Origin of the sequence: Chryseobacterium jejuense, assembly GCF_900100075.1 — a bacterium.
Taxonomy (GTDB): Bacteria; Bacteroidota; Bacteroidia; order Flavobacteriales; family Weeksellaceae; genus Chryseobacterium; species Chryseobacterium jejuense.
The window spans coordinates 623,557-642,793 of record NZ_FNEG01000002.1; the positions used below are offsets into that span (position 1 = coordinate 623,557).

16 protein-coding genes are annotated in these 19,237 nt (G+C 34.6%); 9 read left to right on the plus strand and 7 right to left on the minus strand.

The features are described from left to right. Window positions 1–119: 119 nt before the first annotated feature. Window positions 120–290 carry a lmo0937 family membrane protein gene (locus BLS98_RS23030; RefSeq protein ID WP_111994885.1) on the plus strand — a complete coding sequence of 57 codons (171 nt, stop codon included), beginning with the start codon at window positions 120–122 and terminating at the stop codon, window positions 288–290. 322 nt (window positions 291–612) lie between these two features. Beyond that, window positions 613–1,401 carry a 5'/3'-nucleotidase SurE gene (gene surE, locus BLS98_RS08240; protein WP_089735386.1) on the plus strand — a complete coding sequence of 263 codons (789 nt, stop codon included), beginning with the start codon at window positions 613–615 and terminating at the stop codon, window positions 1,399–1,401. 130 nt (window positions 1,402–1,531) lie between these two features. On the opposite strand, the gene BLS98_RS08245 is transcribed toward surE, so the two are convergent. The 3 genes from BLS98_RS08245 to BLS98_RS08255 are packed head-to-tail and all read right to left on the minus strand — an operon-like array spanning window position 1,532 to window position 3,933. Beyond that, on the minus strand, window positions 1,532–2,935 hold the full coding sequence (locus BLS98_RS08245; RefSeq protein WP_089735388.1) for a radical SAM protein: 1,404 nt from the start codon (window positions 2,933–2,935) through the stop codon (window positions 1,532–1,534). A gap of 18 nt (window positions 2,936–2,953) precedes the next feature. Beyond that, complete coding sequence (locus BLS98_RS08250) at window positions 2,954–3,181, minus strand: hypothetical protein (RefSeq protein ID WP_089735389.1); 228 nt, start codon at window positions 3,179–3,181, stop codon at window positions 2,954–2,956. Beyond that, window positions 3,178–3,933, minus strand: coding sequence for a prolipoprotein diacylglyceryl transferase (locus BLS98_RS08255; protein ID WP_089735391.1), 756 nt, complete (start codon window positions 3,931–3,933; stop codon window positions 3,178–3,180). Before BLS98_RS08255 ends, BLS98_RS08250 begins: the two co-directional genes overlap by 4 nt. Before the next feature lie 61 nt (window positions 3,934–3,994). On the opposite strand from BLS98_RS08255, the gene BLS98_RS08260 reads away from it, so the two are divergent. Next, window positions 3,995–5,035 (plus strand): GMP reductase, encoded by a 1,041-nt coding sequence (locus BLS98_RS08260; RefSeq protein ID WP_089735393.1) that lies wholly within the window; start codon window positions 3,995–3,997, stop codon window positions 5,033–5,035. Between the two features lie 120 nt (window positions 5,036–5,155). On the opposite strand, the gene fabG is transcribed toward BLS98_RS08260, so the two are convergent. The 4 genes from fabG to BLS98_RS08280 form a co-directional block, all read right to left on the minus strand. Beyond that, complete coding sequence (fabG, locus tag BLS98_RS08265) at window positions 5,156–5,899, minus strand: 3-oxoacyl-[acyl-carrier-protein] reductase (protein ID WP_045492138.1); 744 nt, start codon at window positions 5,897–5,899, stop codon at window positions 5,156–5,158. A 171-nt stretch (window positions 5,900–6,070) separates the two neighbouring features. After that, window positions 6,071–7,582, minus strand: a complete 1,512-nt coding sequence (locus BLS98_RS08270) for a WG repeat-containing protein (RefSeq protein WP_139166090.1) — start codon at window positions 7,580–7,582, stop codon at window positions 6,071–6,073. Window positions 7,583–7,589: 7 nt separating this feature from the next. After that, window positions 7,590–8,264 (minus strand): 16S rRNA (cytidine(1402)-2'-O)-methyltransferase, encoded by a 675-nt coding sequence (gene rsmI, locus BLS98_RS08275; protein WP_089735397.1) that lies wholly within the window; start codon window positions 8,262–8,264, stop codon window positions 7,590–7,592. Window positions 8,265–8,266: 2 nt separating this feature from the next. Further along, the gene (locus BLS98_RS08280) at window positions 8,267–9,757 is read right to left on the minus strand and encodes a hypothetical protein (protein ID WP_089735399.1); all 1,491 of its coding nucleotides are present in this window, start codon (window positions 9,755–9,757) and stop codon (window positions 8,267–8,269) included. 61 nt (window positions 9,758–9,818) lie between these two features. On the opposite strand from BLS98_RS08280, the gene BLS98_RS08285 reads away from it, so the two are divergent. The 6 genes from BLS98_RS08285 (at window position 9,819) to BLS98_RS08310 (ending at window position 18,723) form a co-directional block, all read left to right on the plus strand. Continuing rightward, the gene (locus BLS98_RS08285; RefSeq protein WP_089735401.1) at window positions 9,819–10,406 is read left to right on the plus strand and encodes a thymidine kinase; all 588 of its coding nucleotides are present in this window, start codon (window positions 9,819–9,821) and stop codon (window positions 10,404–10,406) included. A 183-nt stretch (window positions 10,407–10,589) separates the two neighbouring features. Continuing rightward, the gene (locus BLS98_RS08290) at window positions 10,590–13,034 is read left to right on the plus strand and encodes a bifunctional UDP-N-acetylmuramoyl-tripeptide:D-alanyl-D-alanine ligase/alanine racemase (protein ID WP_089735403.1); all 2,445 of its coding nucleotides are present in this window, start codon (window positions 10,590–10,592) and stop codon (window positions 13,032–13,034) included. Between the two features lie 2 nt (window positions 13,035–13,036). Further along, window positions 13,037–15,193, plus strand: coding sequence for a patatin-like phospholipase family protein (locus BLS98_RS08295; protein ID WP_089735405.1), 2,157 nt, complete (start codon window positions 13,037–13,039; stop codon window positions 15,191–15,193). A gap of 4 nt (window positions 15,194–15,197) precedes the next feature. Further along, entirely contained in the window at window positions 15,198–15,617 is a 420-nt protein-coding gene (ybeY, locus tag BLS98_RS08300) for an rRNA maturation RNase YbeY (protein ID WP_089735407.1), read from the plus strand. Between the two features lie 145 nt (window positions 15,618–15,762). Next, window positions 15,763–17,625 carry a tRNA uridine-5-carboxymethylaminomethyl(34) synthesis enzyme MnmG gene (gene mnmG, locus BLS98_RS08305; protein WP_089735409.1) on the plus strand — a complete coding sequence of 621 codons (1,863 nt, stop codon included), beginning with the start codon at window positions 15,763–15,765 and terminating at the stop codon, window positions 17,623–17,625. Between the two features lie 276 nt (window positions 17,626–17,901). Beyond that, the gene (locus BLS98_RS08310; RefSeq protein ID WP_089735411.1) at window positions 17,902–18,723 is read left to right on the plus strand and encodes a class I SAM-dependent methyltransferase; all 822 of its coding nucleotides are present in this window, start codon (window positions 17,902–17,904) and stop codon (window positions 18,721–18,723) included. Window positions 18,724–19,237: the final 514 nt, after the last annotated feature.

Here is a 19,237-nt window from a genome sequence, read left to right on the forward strand (position 1 = left end):
AATAATCTATGAGAAAAGACTTATAAAATATTCATAAAGCGGTACTACAAAAGGTAACTTATTACACAAGGGCATAAAATATGCTGATAATTAAATAGATAACTTTAAAATGTAATATCATGAGAAGTTTATTATGGTTAATTGCAGTCATCTGCATAGTGGTATGGTTTTTAGGAATTTTGGAAATAATTCCTGGAATCAGTTCGGGTTATTTAATACATGTTTTGCTTGTCATTGCAATTATTGTTGTTCTTTATAACATCATTACAGGAAGAAAACTGTTGGAATAAGCCATGAGTGATAAATGATGAATGATAAGGGATGGCAATACTCCATCTTCCATTTCAATGGTAATTTGCCATTTGGAGAGGACCAATTGATACTAAAATTTTATGGTTATTTAAACATTAAAAACTTTTCTCTTCCTGCCCCCAGCTTTCTTTTCTTACTAAAATACAGACGGTTTATTCCTAAAATTAAATCAGAGAATGACAAATCTGCTGTTTTATTGCGTCTTATTTTTAACTACATTTGATGTGTTGAAAATTCTTTTTGTTCAATTCTCAAATGAACAGATTGTACTGCATTTGTATAAAAAAATTAAGATAATATATGGAAAGACCGCTTATTCTGGTTACTAATGATGATGGAATTACAGCTCCCGGTATCAGAAATCTAATCAGCTTTATGAACGAAATCGGAGACGTAATTGTGGTAGCCCCAGACTCTCCTCAAAGTGGTAAAGGCCACGCTATTACTATTAATTCTACACTAAGCTATGAAGAAGTTAAGCTTGATGGCCCACAAACAGATTATTCATGTAGTGGAACGCCTGTAGATTGCGTAAAAATGGCTCTTGATAAAATTCTGACAAGAAGACCCGATATTGTAGTTTCAGGGATTAATCATGGTGCCAATTCATCCATCAATGTAATTTATTCAGGAACAATGTCTGCCGCTGTAGAAGCTGGTGTAGAAGGAATTCCTGCAATTGGATTCTCATTACTGGATTTCAGTTGGGAAGCAGATTTTACTCAGGCTAAAGAGTTTATTCAGAATATTGTAAGAAGAACGCTTGAAAATCCAATGCCTAAAGGAATCGTCCTGAATGTGAACATTCCGAAACTTCCTGCATCAGAAATAAAAGGGATAAAAGTTTGCAAACAGGCTAATGCGAAATGGGAAGAAAGCTTTGATGAGAGAGTAAATCCACACGGGAAAAAGTATTACTGGTTAACAGGTTACTTTAACAATATGGATGAGTCTGAAGATGCTGATGAAACAGCTTTGGCTAACGGATACATTTCTATCGTCCCGGTAAAATTTGACCTTACAGCGTATGAATATATGAAAACGTTGGAAGAAGTAATGGCTTTTGATGCCGTAAAAGAAACTAAATAAAATTGCTATTTAAAGATAGAAAAAGCGTGAAATTTGATTTCACGCTTTTTATTTTTTTAGTTCTCGAAGATTTGACAGATAACGCAGATGATTATGCTTAAAAATGTTGAAATATTAATTTATTTCTATGTTAAAACAACACTTTATCTTCCTTCCTCAATTCTTCCAGATAGCTTTTCTTATCATCTCTGTAGAAAAGGTTCATGGTTTCAAATGGAATTAATTTCAGATCTTTATTAACTATATGAACACAGGATTTCTTCACTGCTCTCACATCAAAATCATGAGCGTCCATGAAGTTCATAATGATGATTCTAAACAGATTATCATAATCAAGATCCGGCGCACATACTTCCGGCAAACAACAAAGTAACTGGTTAACTTTAGGTTGTACTTTATCTACTGAAATACCAGTGCTGAAGATATCCAGCAACTGCATATGAAGCCCTGCATCCTGTTCGTAAACAATGGTATTTTTAGATTCATTATTCAGAAGATCGGCAGGATTGATATATCGGGTTAAAGGAATAATCTCCCCTTGAAGTTTTAATATATAGCCCATTGCAAGGGCATCCGGATTACACGGAACCGGAATAATATCATCAGAATTTAAAAGCGGGAACTGATTCAGAATTTCCTGTCTTACCTCCGTTAAAGTGATTTTCTCATGAGCAGAATCCTCTCTGTTTCTTCCCGCAATTTCTACTGGCTGGAAGGTAATTCCTCTTACACATTTCTGTTTTAAAGCAAAATCAATAATCTTTCCGATTTCATCAATATTTTTATCTTTTTGAAGAACAATTACCAACGTAGTGGAAAGGTTGAGTTCATTCAATTTTTCTAGAGCCTTCATCCTTACAGAAGTAAGATCTTTTCCTCTGAAATCTTCCAAAACTTCCGGTTTAAAAGAATCAAACTGAAGATACACTTCAAACTCAGGAGCATAAGTAGCCAGTTTCTCAGCAAAACCCGGATCATTGGCAATTCTTATCCCATTTGTATTCAACATTAAATGTTTAATGGGTTTAGACTTGGCAATATCCATAATTTTAAAAAATTCCGGATGGATGGTAGGCTCTCCACCACTGATCTGAACTACATCAGGCTCTCCTTCATTTTTAACAATCACATCAAACATGGCCTCAATCTCCTCCAAACTTCTGTGGCTTCCATAATGTGGAGAAGACATTGCATAACAGGTTGGACAGGTCAGATTACAACGATCTGTAACTTCTACAATGGAAAGACAACTATGCTGCTCATGATCTACACAAAGACCACAATCATAAGGACATCCGTACTCCACATCTGTTCCGAAATGAAGGGGCATTTCCGAAGCTTTATTGTAGTTTCTTATATTTTTGTAATAATGAACATCAGAAGCAATTTTTGTTTTGAAAAAGCCATGATCCGGACATCTTTTGGTCATGAAAACGGCTTCATCCTCTATAATAATCTTCGCTCCTACCCTTTTCAGGCATTCCGGACAAAGACTGATCGTATAATCGTAATAGGTATAGTTTCTTACTGGCATAATTAATTTTTAAAATGCTTATCCACAAATATATCCGCTGATTAGCCCGCAGACCAATAAACAAATAACAAAGGTCTGTATAAACTGTTTTCTGCTGAATTTTCTGCTATCCTTACTTTCATAGACAAACTTTACAATAAAGGTAACAATTATAGAAAAAAACAGAGCGCCTATAACCATCATCCCAACGATCATAACAAAAACACCTGCAAGGCTACCGCCTTCTAAAAAAGTTAAAGTTTTCATCTTGAATATTTTAAATAAGTGATTTGAGTGTTTTTAACAGTATAAATGTAGTAAATAATTACACAAATACATACAAGTTGAATCGTCCCGAGGTTTCCCGCAATTTCAACCCTTGGTTTAATAAAGTCTAAAAAGAACCTGAATATAAAATAACTCAGCATAAAGAGCTGAAAAAGAAACCCTGATGGATACTTCTTCTGTTTCTGAACATATTTCAAAACGATCCAAAGCCCAATCAAAAAGCCTATCTCATACAAAGCAACAGGATGCCTCAAATATTGATCTCCCAAATGCATCCCAAAAACAGAATCTGTTGGAATACCATAAGTTTCCTCGTGAATTCCTGTAAGAAAACAGCCAATTCTTCCGATAATTATAGCTAGCATTAAGGGAAAAACAATCAGATCTCCTGTACTTTCTTTATGTCCAACTGCTTTCTTAGCCAATTCTACCCCCAGAAGTCCAAAAGCCAGTCCTCCAACAATTGTATTGCTGGACCAAAACTTTTGAAAACTGAAATTATCAAACATAGTGTAAGGATTTTCCAGATTTCCAATGAGTTTGGATCCTAATAATGCTCCAGCTGTTGCCCCTATCAAAACGGCAGCAGAACTATTGAAAGATAGTTTCTCCTTTGATTTTCTTTTTAGGAAAAAATAATACCGCATGCCCAGAAACATTCCTACCGCCTCAAAAAGAGGATGGGCAAGGATGGTTTGGCCGAAAATATGAAAGGTTACAGGAAAATCCATTGCTTCAAAAATAATCCATTTCAGATTATTTACTACCTTTATTCTGACAAATAATTACAAAATGCGTATAGAATATGACATAAAACTGGGGTTTAAGGATGTAATGTTCCGCCCAAAGCGTTCTACATTGAAGTCCCGTTCAGAAGTAAACCTGGAAAGGGAATTTATCTTTAAACATACCAAAAAAAGATGGAGTGGAGTTCCTGTTATTGCAGCTAATATGGACACTGTAGGAACTTTTGAAATGGCCGTAGAACTGGCTAAAGATAAAATCATCACAGCTATTCATAAACATTATACACCGGAAGAATGGGATCAGTTTCTGCAAAGCCAGCCTGAAAGCATTCATCAGTATATTGCTCTAAGCACTGGCACCGGAAAAGCAGATGAAGAAAAAATCAGACTGATCCTTGAAAAGCATCCAAAAATCGAGTTTCTCTGCATAGATGTTGCCAATGGATATTCTGAGCATTTCGTTCAGTTTGTGAAGACGGCAAGGGCTAATTTCCCTGATAAGATCATCATAGCCGGAAACGTAGTGACCGGAGAAATGGTGGAAGAACTTCTTTTAGTAGGAGCAGACATCATAAAAGTTGGTATCGGGCCTGGTTCTGTATGTACAACCCGTGTAAAAACAGGAGTTGGTTACCCGCAATTATCTGCTATTATTGAATGTGCTGATGCTGCTCATGGTTTAGGAGGTCATATTATTGCAGACGGAGGCTGTAAAATTCCGGGAGATGTAGCCAAAGCTTTTGGCGGTGGTGCTGATTTCGTCATGTTAGGTGGAATGTTTGCCGGACACGATGAAAGTGGTGGTGAAATGATTGAGGAGAATGGTAAAAAATACCGTTTATTCTACGGAATGAGCTCAAAAACAGCAATGGATAAGCATTCAGGTGGTGTAGCCGAATACCGCGCTTCTGAAGGGAAAACCGTAAAAGTAGCGTATAAAGGTCCGGTTGCTGAAACTGTGAAGGATATTTTAGGTGGAGTGCGCTCTACATGTACGTATGTAGGAGCTTCCAAGCTTAAAGAACTTTCCAAGCGAACTACTTTTATCAGAGTTCAGGAACAGGAAAATCAGATTTTTAACGGATAAATTTCTCGCAGATTTTTCAGATAATGCAGATGTAAGAAGTCTGCTTCAATAAGATCAGCTTGATGATTCTTAAAAGAACAAAAAAAGAGGCTACCCATTTTGCGTAGCCTCTTTATATTTTTAAGTTAACATTCCTCCGTCAACGTTCAATGTCTGTCCGGTAATGTATGATGCCATTTCACTTCCTAAGAAAACACAAGCATTTGCTACATCAGCAGGTTGCCCTCCTTTTTTCATTGGAATTCCATCTCTCCATTCCTGAACTATTTTTTCATCTAAAATAGCAGTCATTTCTGTTTCAATGAATCCAGGAGCAATAGCGTTACATCTGATATTTCTGGAACCTAGTTCTAATGCAACAGATTTTGTAAATCCAATTACACCTGCTTTAGAAGCGGCATAGTTAGCCTGTCCTGCATGTCCCTGAATTCCTACTACAGAAGTCATATTAATGATAGATCCTGATCTTGCCTTCATCATCGGCTTGATAACCGCTTTTGTAAGGTTGAAAACCGAATCAAGGTTTACTTTGATTACCTGATCCCAGTCTTCTTTAGACATTCTTAATAATAAGTTATCTTTTGTAATCCCAGCATTGTTTACCAAAATATCAATCTGCCCAAACTCTGCCATTACTTCTTCTACCAATTTTTGAGCGGCATCATAATCTGATGCGTCAGACTGATATCCTTTAATTTGGGTTACAGAACTTAAAGCTGCTTCTAATTCTTTAGCTTTGTCTACAGAACCGGCATAAGTAAATGCTACTTTTGCTCCTTGTTGAGCATACATTTCAGCAATACCCTTCCCGATTCCTCTCGTAGCTCCGGTAATTAGTGCTACCTTTCCTTCTAATAATTTCATATCTCTTGACGATTATTTTTTTATAACTCATTCAGCTAGTGAAAGCTGACTCACTTAGTATCATAATTCTTTTTCAGAATTAAACGGTTTGCAAAGATATTATAAATTGTTATTCAACACATTGAAAACATAAAAATACTGAACTTTTTTGTTCAATTTCTATATTTAATACTATAGTTCTGATACATCATTTCTAAATCTGGTGAAATAAATCAAGTCTGTTTTTTTGTCTTTGCTCAATTTCAAGACTTCTTTCATCCAGGTATACTTATCGTAAATAATGTCTGTTAATGGTTCATTTTGAAAATTTAAGACGCCATATTTCCCTTCTTTCTTTACAACAATTTCATTTTCAAAGTTTTCAAAGGCAATAATATCTTCATAAGCAAACGGAACAATTTCCGTACCCTTTGCATCCAGAATACCATAAAGATTTGCGCTATTCATACAAACAAGGGGTTTTGAATACTCATTCAGAATATTAAAGTATTCAACATCCTGATTCTTGATCTGTCTCACGTCCTTAAGTTCAATTGCGGTCTTATTGGTCACAGAAAATCGATAATACTGATTCTGTCTTCGGATAATCATATTTTCAGGATAAAACCCAACAATCTGATCGCCTTCATTTAGAATATTTTTGAGTTCCTTATCTAAAAGTTTTTCTTCATTTCCTTTTTTAAGATAAATAAAATCCTTTCCGGAGACTGTAAAGTTTTTAATAAAATCATACTCCTGAGGAACCACCATATTCCCCTGCAGATCTACAATACCAGATTGATCTGATTTATCACTGTAAACTCTGAAAAAATGATTGGATAACGCGTATAAATATTTAAAATTATTGGGATAAAGCTTTTGATCTTTCTTATAAAAAACAGTTGTTTTATTGCTTTTTCTGAGATAGATGTATTCTTTTTTATCAAAGTATTCCGGAGTGATATCGCTATAGATTTCATCAGCAATCATGTTTTCTTCTGTATCTATCAGACCATATTTCCCGGTAGCTTTATTTTGCGTAATCAGATAAGGATAGGCATTAATATCTACTACATTCTTTGAAAACTTATGTAAGGTTTGTCCGTTTTTCCCAATGATTTCTCTTTGATTTTCTTCATTAGTGATAAGAGCTTTACCATTTTCAAAACTATAATCATCCTTAAATTCTCTATCACTCAGCTGTTTTCCATTAAAGTCATACAGGAACCATTTTTTGTCCTTTAAAACAAAGAAAGCATCCTTTCCTGCAAAACGAACCTTGTCTGAATCTGGAATAATGAGTTTTCCGCTAAAATCATAAACAGCTTCTTTTCCCTGTCTGGAAGCAATAATACGTTCTTTACTCCACCATGGCGTATTGAAATCCTGTTCTTCAAGAGGAACCAGCTCATTTCCTTTTTCATCAATAATTGCAGATTTTCTTCTGTCTCCTTCCTCAGAATAAAGAATAAATCTGTTTTTAAAAATGTGAGAAATTCCACCTCTATTCGAAGATTCGAAGGTAATATTTCCTTTAGCATCTACAATGCCCTGCTTTTTGGAAACAGGATCATAGGCTATTCCAAAACCATCAGAATATGAACTTACCTCCTTCCCTGTCTTTTTGGAAAGAAGAACCTTAGTGTATTGGTTAGTTTGCGCTATACAAACCGTAGAACACAATACAAAAATTAGTTTTTTCAATTAAAAATTAAATAGAATTATTGACAATAAGAACAATTTCCCCTTTTAAAGTTTTACTCTTGGAAAATTCAATTAATTCATTGATTGTTCCGCGTTTGGTTTCTTCAAATTTCTTGGAAATTTCACGGCTTAAACTTGCTCTGGTATTTTCACCAAAGAATTCCTTGATCTGCTCTAATGTGGTATTGATCTTGTGCGGACTTTCGTACAATACAATGGTTTTCTTTTCTTCAGCAAGCTGCTTTAATTTGGTTTGTCTTCCTTTTTTTTGCGGTAAAAATCCTGCAAATAAAAATTCATTATTTGGAAGCCCGGAAACTACTAAAGCCGGGATTAAAGCTGTTGCTCCAGGAAGACAGATCATTTCTATATCATTGTCTGCTCCTGCTTTTGCCAATAAATATCCCGGATCTGAAATCCCAGGCGTTCCCGCATCAGTTATGATTGCGATATTTTGACCGTTTTTAAGGTCTGTAATTACTTTCTCCGTTGCCTGATGTTCATTGTGTAAATGATACGATTTTAAAGGCTTAGAGATTTCAAAATGTTTTAAAAGTATTCCGGAAGTTCTGGTGTCTTCACATAAAATATAATCTACATCTTTCAGGACATTTATTGCCCTGAAAGTCATATCTTCCAGGTTCCCAACGGGTGTGGGAACAAAATATAGGATTCCGCTCAAAATTATAAAAATTTATTTTCCACCAATATCCAAAGTCGCTGAGCATATTCATCCACCTTACTCCATTTTCTATCATAATAAAGATCACTCAGGTATTCCTTGGCTTCTTCTAATGTTCTGAACTGGTTCAGATAGGCAATTGCATCATTCAGATCTGCCTGGCTTCCATCAAACAACATTTTTGAAAAAGCAATTCTGTCATTCAAATCCAGTTTAAACTCTGGTTTTTGCTTCTCAACTTCCATAAAGTTGGTAGGAATGTTAGATTTCAGAATACTTCCTGTGTCTTCTTTTACAGATTCTGGCTGGTTTTCTTTTGGAAAATCTCTTTCCAGCGGATCATCATCAAACAGGGACTGAACTGCTTTCAACCCTTTGATATTGGCTAATTTTATTTTTTTCTCCTGATGATATTCGTCTAAATTCTCAAAACTTTCATCAGAAGGATGTCTTTCTGTTTCTTCGGGAACAGGTTTGTCTATTTCAACAATTTTTCTTCTGTCATATACTTCAGCGAGAACCTTTTCTTCCACTTTTTCTTCTTCAAAATGGTCATTTTTAATGTCATTTACAATATTTTCAACATTGGAAGTTTCAGAGGCCAGTTCTCCTTGTTCTAAAGATATATTAGACGTTACAAATTGTTCTTCATTTTCTTCAATCAGTATTTCATCATCCAGCATTTCAGTATCGAAGATACTTGGAATGGTTTCTCTGACATTATTTTCTTTGGTATTACTTACTTCTGCAAAATCTACCTCTTTTTTATGTTCTGCTTCGTCGTCTTCAGTATCTATTTCATTCAGTTGATTATTAAAGATCGCTTCTTCTTCTGTCACTTCATCCCCGAACATATCTTCATTAATATCTTCATCTGAATCCGGGTGAGCATCCGCAAGAATTTTCTCTTCATCCACAAAGCTTAAAACCGCTTCAGGGGCAATAGAATGTTCATTTTCTTCAATTTCATTCAACTGGTTATTGAAAATTGCCTCTTCTTCCGTTACCTCTTCAGAAGCAACTGAATTCTGAACATTTTCAACAGCTCTTTCTTCATTATTTTCTGCTACAAAGCTTATGATGTTTTCATGGAATTCATTTTCAACAATCTCGTTCAGTTGATTATTAAAAACCTCTTCTTCCTCAATTCCGGTGATAAAACTATCATTTTCATGTTCATCAATTTCGTTCAGCTCATTATTAAAAATGGCTTCTTCTTCCGTTACTTCGTTTCCTGAGTCATGATGATGATGATCTGCTTCACCTGAAACAAAAGAAACAGGAAGACTGTCTGAATGTAAAACAGGTTCTTCTGCTATGAAATATTCGATATTCTTTTCCAGTAATTTCAAAAAAGAAATCCTGTTAGCAAGCTCATCCACAAGATCTTGCTTGGAAAGTAATTCGTCTACGTTATTTATTTTGTCAAGATTATCAATGATATTCTTAGCCTCAAATAAAATCTTTTCCTTTAAATCTTGGATATTTTGCATGATAAGATTCTTATTAAAATTGCTTACTTTTGATGTTGAAAATATACGGCTAATTTAACAAATGTTTTTAGAAAATACAATTAATCATTCCAAACAAAGTGGTTGGATGGAAGTGATTTGTGGCTCTATGTTTTCGGGTAAAACCGAGGAGTTGATCCGAAGATTACGTAGAGCAGAAATGGCAGGACAGAATGTAGAAATTTTTAAACCGAAACTGGATATCCGGTATTCTGAAGAGGATGTTGTTTCTCATAATCAGAATAAAATCCGCAGTACTGCAGTAGATAATCCGAATGAGATTCTTCTGCTGGCATCCAATTGTGATGTGGTAGGAATAGATGAAGCTCAGTTTTTTGACGAAAGCATTGTTGAGATAGCCAATCAATTGGCTAACAGTGGTGTGAGAGTGGTAATTGCAGGTTTAGATATGGATTTTCTCGGCCGTCCTTTCGGGCCTATGCCTAATTTGATGGCTACTGCAGAATATGTAACGAAAGTGCATGCTATTTGTAAGAGAACAGGTAACCTTGCCAACTATTCTATGAGAACCTCCCAAGGAGATAATCTGGTAGAGCTGGGTGAAACTGAAAGCTACGAAGCCGTAAGCCGTCGTGTTTTTATTGATGAAGTACTTTCAAAAAGAAAATAACTGAAAGAGATAAAAACTCGAAACCATAAAAATATATTCACTTCATATAATATAAATGAAAAACGAAAAAGCAATATTGTAAAATTTCAAAAGGAGATCTGCTTACAACAATGAGCTCTTCTGCCCTCTTTGCAATTTTACCTTTTTGCAATTTCACCTTAAAATAAAGCAGAAAGGGTACCAATGAACTATACAGTACAACAAATTGCAGAGATCACCAATGCAGAAGTTATTGGAGACAAGAATTTAGTGGTTAAAAATATAGCCTATGACAGCAGGATTATTTATTCAATTAAAAATATGGCTTTTATAGCGATCAACACCCATAAAAATTCTGGTGAGAAGTTCATTGAAGCTGCTATAGACAGAGGAATTAATGTTATTATTTCTGAACATCAATATCCACAGTTTGAAAATATAACATGGATTATTGTTAAAAACTCTGTGGATTTTCTACAGCAATTAGCAAAGTATCACTTCGAAAATTCTCATTTACGATCTATTGGAATCACAGGAAGTAACGGTAAAACCATTGTAAAGGAATGGCTATATCAATGTTTATGGAATGAATTCCCCACTGTAAAAAGTCCAAAGAGTTTTAATTCTCAGATAGGACTTCCCCTTTCTCTTCTTCAAATTAATGATTCTCACCAATTGGGAATTTTTGAAGTAGGAATTTCTCATCCGAATGAAATGGAAAAACTGGAAAATATTTTCCATCCTCAGATCGGATTGTTAACACATATCGGAAATGCTCATGCTGCCAACTTTTCTTCCGAAGAAGAACTGATTGATGAAAAGATTAAACTTTTCAAAGATTCTGAGGTGATCATTTATAATGGTGATCATTCTTTGGTAGATCAAAAAATAAAAAATTTATACGCTGATAAAAAATTAATCTCTTACGGGTTCAAACAAGAAAATCAGGTCTTCATCAAAAAAAATACTAAAGATGAAAATATCATCGTTGACTATTTTGGCGAAGAAATCAGTTTTCCGGCTCATCAGAGAGACGAATCAACGTTAACCAATGCTACAGCGCTTATCGCAGTCCTTAAGGTGTTAGAGGTCGAAAATAAAAAGATCGTTGAAAAAATCAACCTTTTAAAGGCCGTCGAAATGAGGCTTGAAGCGATTGAAGGAATTAAGGGCAATATTGTCATCAACGATTCTTTCAACCTGGATCTGGATTCTTTAAAAACTGCCCTTCAATTTTTAAAGGAATATAATAAACCCAAAAAATCTCTGGTCTTAACAGACATCGTAGGGGTGAATACCAATTCCCAGGAATTGTATGAAGAAGTTTCAGAATTGGTGAATGAGCAACATTTTGACTCTGTATTTTTGATTGGCGATGAAATTTCAAAGTTTAGTGATTTATTTAAATCTAAAACATTCACTTTCATCGATACCAAAGAATTGATTGAAAGCAAACATCTTTCCGAAATCGAAAATCAGATTATTCTTCTCAAAGGAGCCAGAAAATTTGAAATTGAAAAACTGAAAGATATTCTCGAACTCAGAAAACATGATACGGTTTTAGAAATTAATCTGAATGCTATTCTTCATAATATTAATTACCACAAATCTCTTCTCAAGCCAACAACAAAAATGATGGCTATGGTAAAAGCCAATGCTTACGGTTTGGGAAGCTATGAAATTTCAGAATTTTTACAGCATCATCACATCGATTATTTGGGAGTAGCATTTGCTGATGAAGGTGTAGAACTTCGTAAAAAAGGAATCACCACTCCTATTATAGTGATGAACCCGGAACAACACAGTTATCAAACCATCATAGAATATAACCTGGAGCCAGAGATTTATAGCTTCAGAGTTTTAGAACTATTCTATGAGGCCGTTCAGAAATCCGGATATGATAAAAAATATCCTATTCATATTAAATTGGAAACGGGAATGCACCGTCTTGGATTTAAAGATTTTGAACTGGATCAGCTGAGTGAAACTTTAAGTGAAAAGAATTTTAAAGTTCAGAGTATGTTCAGCCATTTATCATCTTCAGATATGCCTGAGGAAAGGGAATTTACTATGAATCAATTCAAGGTTTTTGATAAGAATTCAAACTACCTGACAGAAAAACTAGGTTATGCTCCTCTTCGACATATCTTAAATTCTTCCGGAATTACAAGCTATACGGATCACCAATATGATATGGTAAGAATCGGTATCGGAATGCTTGGAGAATCTCCGGATTCTGAAATTCAGAAACAATTACAGTCTGTGGTAAGCTTTAAAACCGTAATTTCACAGATATCAATGGTTGAAAACGGTGAATCTGTTGGATATAGCAGAAGGTTTAAAGCTGATCATCTTACAAAGATCGCCACCATCCCTGTTGGATATGCAGATGGTATTCCAAGATTAATAGGAAACCAGGTAGGAAGCCTGGGAGTAAATAAAACATTGGCTCCAATTGTTGGGAATATCTGTATGGATATGATGATGATTAACGTGGAAAATGTTCCTAATATAAAGGAAGGCGACATGGTAACCGTCTTTAATGCAAAACCAAGTTTAAAAGAGTTTGCAGGCTACTGCAAAACGATAACCTATGAAGTATTAACATCCATTTCGCCTCGGGTGAAACGGATTTATATAAAAGATTAACTATGAGAAAACTCCTGATTCTTCTTTTCATATTCCCATTACTGTGGATCCAATCTCAGGTAAAAAAAGACCTGGTGATTCCGAAGAACCCCAAAATAGGACTATCGCTTGCCGGTGGTGGTGCCAAAGGTTTTTCACATGTTGGAGTACTTAAAGTATTAGATTCATTAGGAGTAAAAGTGGATTATATTGCCGGAACCAGTATGGGAGCCATTGTTGGCGGTCTGTACGCTTCCGGATATTCTGGTAAAGAAATAGAAAAAATTGTAATGGATACCGATTTCTATTCTTTAATTATGGATCCGAAATCCAGACAGGAAACCACCTTTTTCAATAAATCGGTAGACAAATACCTTTTATCCATTCCATTAAAAAACGGAAAAATTACACTTCCCTCTTCCATCAGTACAGGGCAGAGAAATGTTTATCTTTTAAAGGAACTTTTAAAAAATGTTGCCAATATTGAAGACTTTTCTAAAATGCCTATTCCTTTTTTATGTGTTGCCACCAACCTTGAAAGCGGCAATATGCAGATCTTTGAAAAGGGAGACCTTGTACAGTCTATTATGGCCAGTTCCGCTTTTCCATCTTTAATGGATCCTGTAAAAATTGGTGACAGTATATATATTGATGGAGCAATGACGGTAAATTATCCTTCAAAGCCATTAAAGGACAGAGGAATTGACATCGTTATTGGGGTGGACCTGAATCAGGATCTATCCAAAAGAGAAGATTTAAACAATATTATATCCATTCTGAACCAGGTTATTGATTTCGGGATCAAAAGAGACACAAGGAAACAATATAAATACACAGATATCAATATTAAACCTAACCTTAAAGGGATGTCTGCTACAAGCTATGATGAAAAGAAAAAAATTCTTGATAGTGGTTATGTAGAAGGTTTAAAATACTCACAAGTCCTGGATCAACTTCCTAAGCGCCAGTTTGACCGTCTTAGACAACGTGTAAATCCAATATATTCTAATGTATATAAGATAGACAGTATTTCTATAGAAGGAAGCAAAATATATGGTAAAAACTATACTCTCGGGAAAATGGGATTACGTCTTCCCTCTTTGCAAACCTATGGAAATATCAATAAAATGGTTGATAAACTTGTTGCCACGAATAATTACAAGTTCATTAACTACGATATTGTTCAGGAGAATGATGCCAATTATTTAAAGCTTTATGTTACCGAAGATGAAGCCAGACATTTCCTGAAATTTGGATTGCATTACGATGAAGTTTTCAAAACAGGTTTACTTCTAAACTATTCGGCAAAAAGGCTTTTATTTAAGAATTCCAATCTTTCTGTGGATGTAGTGGTAGGTGATAAATTAAGATATTATCTGAACTATTTTATTGATAATGGTTATATTCCAGGGTTCGGAATTTATTCTTCTGGAATGACCTTTGATCTTAAAAATGCAGATAATAATATTATCGACAAATGGGAATGGATGAGAAATGAAGCTTATATACAGTCTGTATGGAAAGATAAATACGCTATTGGCGGTGGTATAAGCCATGACTACTTTAAAGCTGAAATTAATGGTGACAACAGACGTTACAGCCGTTTTTTAAACCCTTATGTATTTCTGAAGACAGACACTCAGGATGATAAAGAATTTGCTACTAAAGGTATTTATTTCGCTGCAGAAGGAAAGGTAATAGACCTTTTAAAGTCTGAAGTAGAAAAAAGGATCGTGCAGATAAAAGCAGATTTAAAGATTAATATTCCATTGGGAAAACAGTTTACTTACCGTCTTAATTTATTCGGAGGAATTACACTTGGAGAGCATCTTCCACTCTATTATCAATACAGATTGGGTGGGATATTTGAACAAAATATTATCAACTTCAAACGTTTTGGAGGATTCTACTTTGCCCAGTTACATACGAATAACGTAATTTTGGCATCCAATGATCTTCAGTTCAGATTTAATAAAAACTATTTTATCAGCGGAAATTTTAGCTTTGCCAACCTTTCCAATGACATTAAATTTGAAGATGCAGTTAAGGTAAACTATAGCTCGCTTGGCATTACGGCTGGTTACAAATCTCCTTTCGGACAGATTAAAGTAAACTTTAGCCACTCACTTAAAAACAATCAAAAAGGCATATTCAGTGTTATTTTAGGACACTGGTTTTAATACAATGATACAATTCTTTTACGAAAATTTACCGGAATCGGTAGATGCAGATTACAAACAATGGCTGGAAGATTTAATACTTTCAGAAGGAAAAAAACTAGGAGAAATCAACTACATTTTCTGTGATGACGAATATCTTTTAAAGATTAATCAGGATTATTTACAGCATGATTATTATACCGATATTATCACTTTTGATTATGTAAAAGGCAAGACAATAAGCGCTGAGATTTTCGTATCTTTGCAACGCATTTCTGATAACGCCTCTACCCTTTCCCGAGATTATGAAGATGAATTAAGAAGGGTTTTAGCCCATGGGATTTTACACCTTATTGGCTATAAAGACAAGACGGAAGAAGAGGAAAAAGAGATGCGAAGAATGGAAGATGTGTACTTAGAGAAGTATAGGAACTTAAAGAAATAAATTAAACAATCACTTAAAGTCCGATATCTAAAGTACTCAATTCTAGTAATAATATACATTTACTTAGAGCGCATTCTTCAAAAATGTTTCACGTGAAACATTGATAATTAAAGGTAAGGTTTAAAGCTTAAACAGCGAGATAAAAATGATTTCAGAAATATATGACGTAATCGTAGTAGGTGCAGGACACGCAGGATGTGAAGCAGCAGCAGCAGCAGCCAACCTGGGTTCAAAAACACTATTGGTTACAATGAATATGCAGACCATCGGACAGATGAGTTGCAACCCGGCAATGGGTGGAATCGCAAAGGGACAAATCGTAAGAGAAATTGATGCAATGGGTGGATACTCCGGAATCGTAGCAGACAAATCTGCCATCCAATTTAAAATGCTCAATCTTTCAAAAGGTCCTGCCATGTGGTCCCCAAGAACCCAAAATGACAGAATGCTTTTTGCCGAAGAATGGCGATTGGCTTTAGAGAATACTCCTAATCTTGATTTCTTTCAGGATATGGTGAAACAACTGATTGTTGAAAATAATAAAGTAACCGGAGTAGTTACTTCTTTAGGAATTGAAATTAAAGCAAAATCAGTTGTCCTTACCAACGGAACTTTTCTTAACGGATTAATTCATGTTGGAGACAAACAACTAGGTGGTGGAAGAATGGGTGAACCAAGAGCATTTGGGATCACCGAACAATTAGTAAGCTTAGGCTTCGAAGCCGGAAGAATGAAAACCGGTACTCCACCAAGAGTTGATGGAAGAAGTTTGGATTACTCAAAAATGGAAGAACAAAAAGGAGATTCAAATCCCCAAAAGTTCAGCTATCTTGATACTCCGAAATTAACAAAACAATTAAGTTGTCATATTGTATACACTAACGAAATTGTTCATGATATTCTTCGTGAAGGTTTCGATAGAAGTCCAATGTTCAACGGAACGATTCAAAGTTTAGGACCAAGATACTGCCCAAGTATTGAAGATAAGATTAATCGTTTTGCAGAAAGAAACAGACACCAGCTTTTCGTAGAACCGGAAGGATGGAAAACTGTTGAAATCTATGTAAACGGATTTAGTTCTTCTCTTCCGGAAGATGTACAGATCAAAGCTATGAAACATATTCCAGGATTTGAAAATGTAAAAGTTTTCCGTCCGGGATACGCTATTGAATATGATTACTTCCCTCCTACTCAATTGAAGCATACCTTAGAAACAAAATTGATTGACAATTTGTATTTCGCAGGACAGATCAATGGAACTACCGGATATGAGGAAGCAGCAGGCCAAGGTCTGATTGCAGGAATCAACGCTCACAATAAAGTTCACGAGAAAGATGAATTTATCCTAAACAGAGATGAAGCTTATATCGGAGTACTAATTGACGACTTGATTACAAAAGGAACTGAAGAGCCATATAGAATGTTTACTTCACGTGCCGAATACAGACTTCTATTGAGACAAGATAATGCAGATATCAGATTAACTGAGAAAGCATATCACCTTGGGCTTGCAAAAGAAGAAAGATTAAGAAAAGTTGAAACTAAAATAACTGAAAGTCAGAGACTTGAAGAGTTTTTACGTGAAACTTCTTTAAAACCGGGTGTTATTAACCCTATTTTAGAATCAATAGAAAGCAACCCTGTAGATCAAGCCTACAGAGCCGCTCAAATCCTTACAAGACCTAATATAACGCTAGAAAAGCTTGATGGAATAGATTTCATTAAAGAAGTATCTTCTCAATATAATGAAGAAGTAAGAGAACAAGCTGAGATCAACATCAAGTACAAAGGATATATTGAAAAAGAAAAGGAGAATGTAGCCAAATTAAACCGTCTGGAAAACATTAAAATTCCAGAAGATTTTGATTATACGAAGCTTTCAAGCCTTTCTACAGAAGCAAAACAGAAGATGTCTAACGTACGCCCTAAGACGATTGCACAAGCAGGAAGGATAAGTGGTGTTTCTCCAGCCGATATCAATGTTTTACTAGTGTATTTAGGACGTTAAAATAAAAATGTTTCACGTGAAACATTTATTACAATAAAAACGAAAATTAAGGTATTTATAAAGCTTATAAAAGTTTATGAATATCTTAATTTTTTAGATGGATATATACAATTACATCTCTACTTTTATTTATCCGAATGAAGAATAGTAAACATAGATAAGATACTCCATTTCACTTTCTGGGCTACTTCCGCAAACCTTTGCCTGTATTCAGAATAAAATAAATGTAGATTTGTATAGATTAAGACATTTACAATATAACAGATAGCGAAATCAATGAAAATAAAAGATCATTTTCTTTCACAGGAAATATTTGAAATTAAAGAAACAGAAACCAAAGGAGTCTATATGACCTCCCCTATTCCATCCAATATTTCCAGATACTACGAAAGTGAAGATTACATTTCCCATCACCAGGATTCCGGAAGCCTGAAAGAAAAACTATATAAATTTCTTCAGTCATTTAATCTGCAGTACAAAAAAAATATTCTTGTTGAAAGAATTCAACAAGGATCAAAAGTATTAGACTATGGATGCGGTGCCGGAGAATTTGTAAAGTATATAGAAAATGATTTTGAAACCTTAGGATTTGAACCAGATGCAGATGCTAGAAAAGCAGCACAGGGAAAAATTACAAAAGCAAAGATCCTGGACGATATTCAAAAAATTGAAGACAAAAGCCTTGATGCAATTACATTATGGCATGTATTTGAACATATAGAGAACCAGGATGAAATGCTCAATATTTTTCACACGAAATTAAAAGACAAAGGGCTTCTTATTATTGCGGTTCCCAATCCTACTTCTTATGATGCGAAACATTATAAAGAATATTGGGCTGCCTATGATGTACCAAGACACATCTATCATTTTTCTAAAAATGGAATGGAAAATCTGATTTCTAAAAAACCAGATTGGAAAATGAGAAAGATCAAACCTTTGATCCTTGATTCTTACTACATCTCTATGTTAAGCGAAAAATATAAAAAATCTCCTCTATTCTGGCTAAAAGCAAGTATCTACGGAACGATTTCGAACATAAAAGCCTCTTTTTCGAACGAATTTTCAAGTTTGATATACATTATCGAAAAAAGATAGATAATCGATTTTTAAGCCATTTCTGAAGGTCGATTTTCAATGATTTCGACTCTAAAATCTAAAAAACTCAGGAAAGCATCTCCTGAGTTTTTTATTTCTTATAAAAATAAAGTTGTGTTCCAATTTGAATACTAATTCAAAAATGATGAAAGATTACAACTTACAATTTTTTAACCCCCTTACTCCACTTTTGCAAAAAATCATTTTTTATTGGAGCGCCTCAATCCTAAAAAATTTCATTAGATTCTGAAAAGCTCACACAAAAAGAGAGAAACTTACATTAAAAGATAAAAATTGAGTTTTAAAACCAGAATTATAACAAAAACACCTCATTTAAGCGCTTATTTTTGGTTTACGTAAAATAACTCAAGAAATCAAAGTTTTTAGATTTTAGGAACCTTTCTAGAAGCCAATTTTTATGCTATTCTAAAAAATAATCAGTCAGTTCTAAGAAATAAAACATTGATATTGCCCAGAATTCAAATTAATCCCAAATTTTAAAACCTGAGCACAT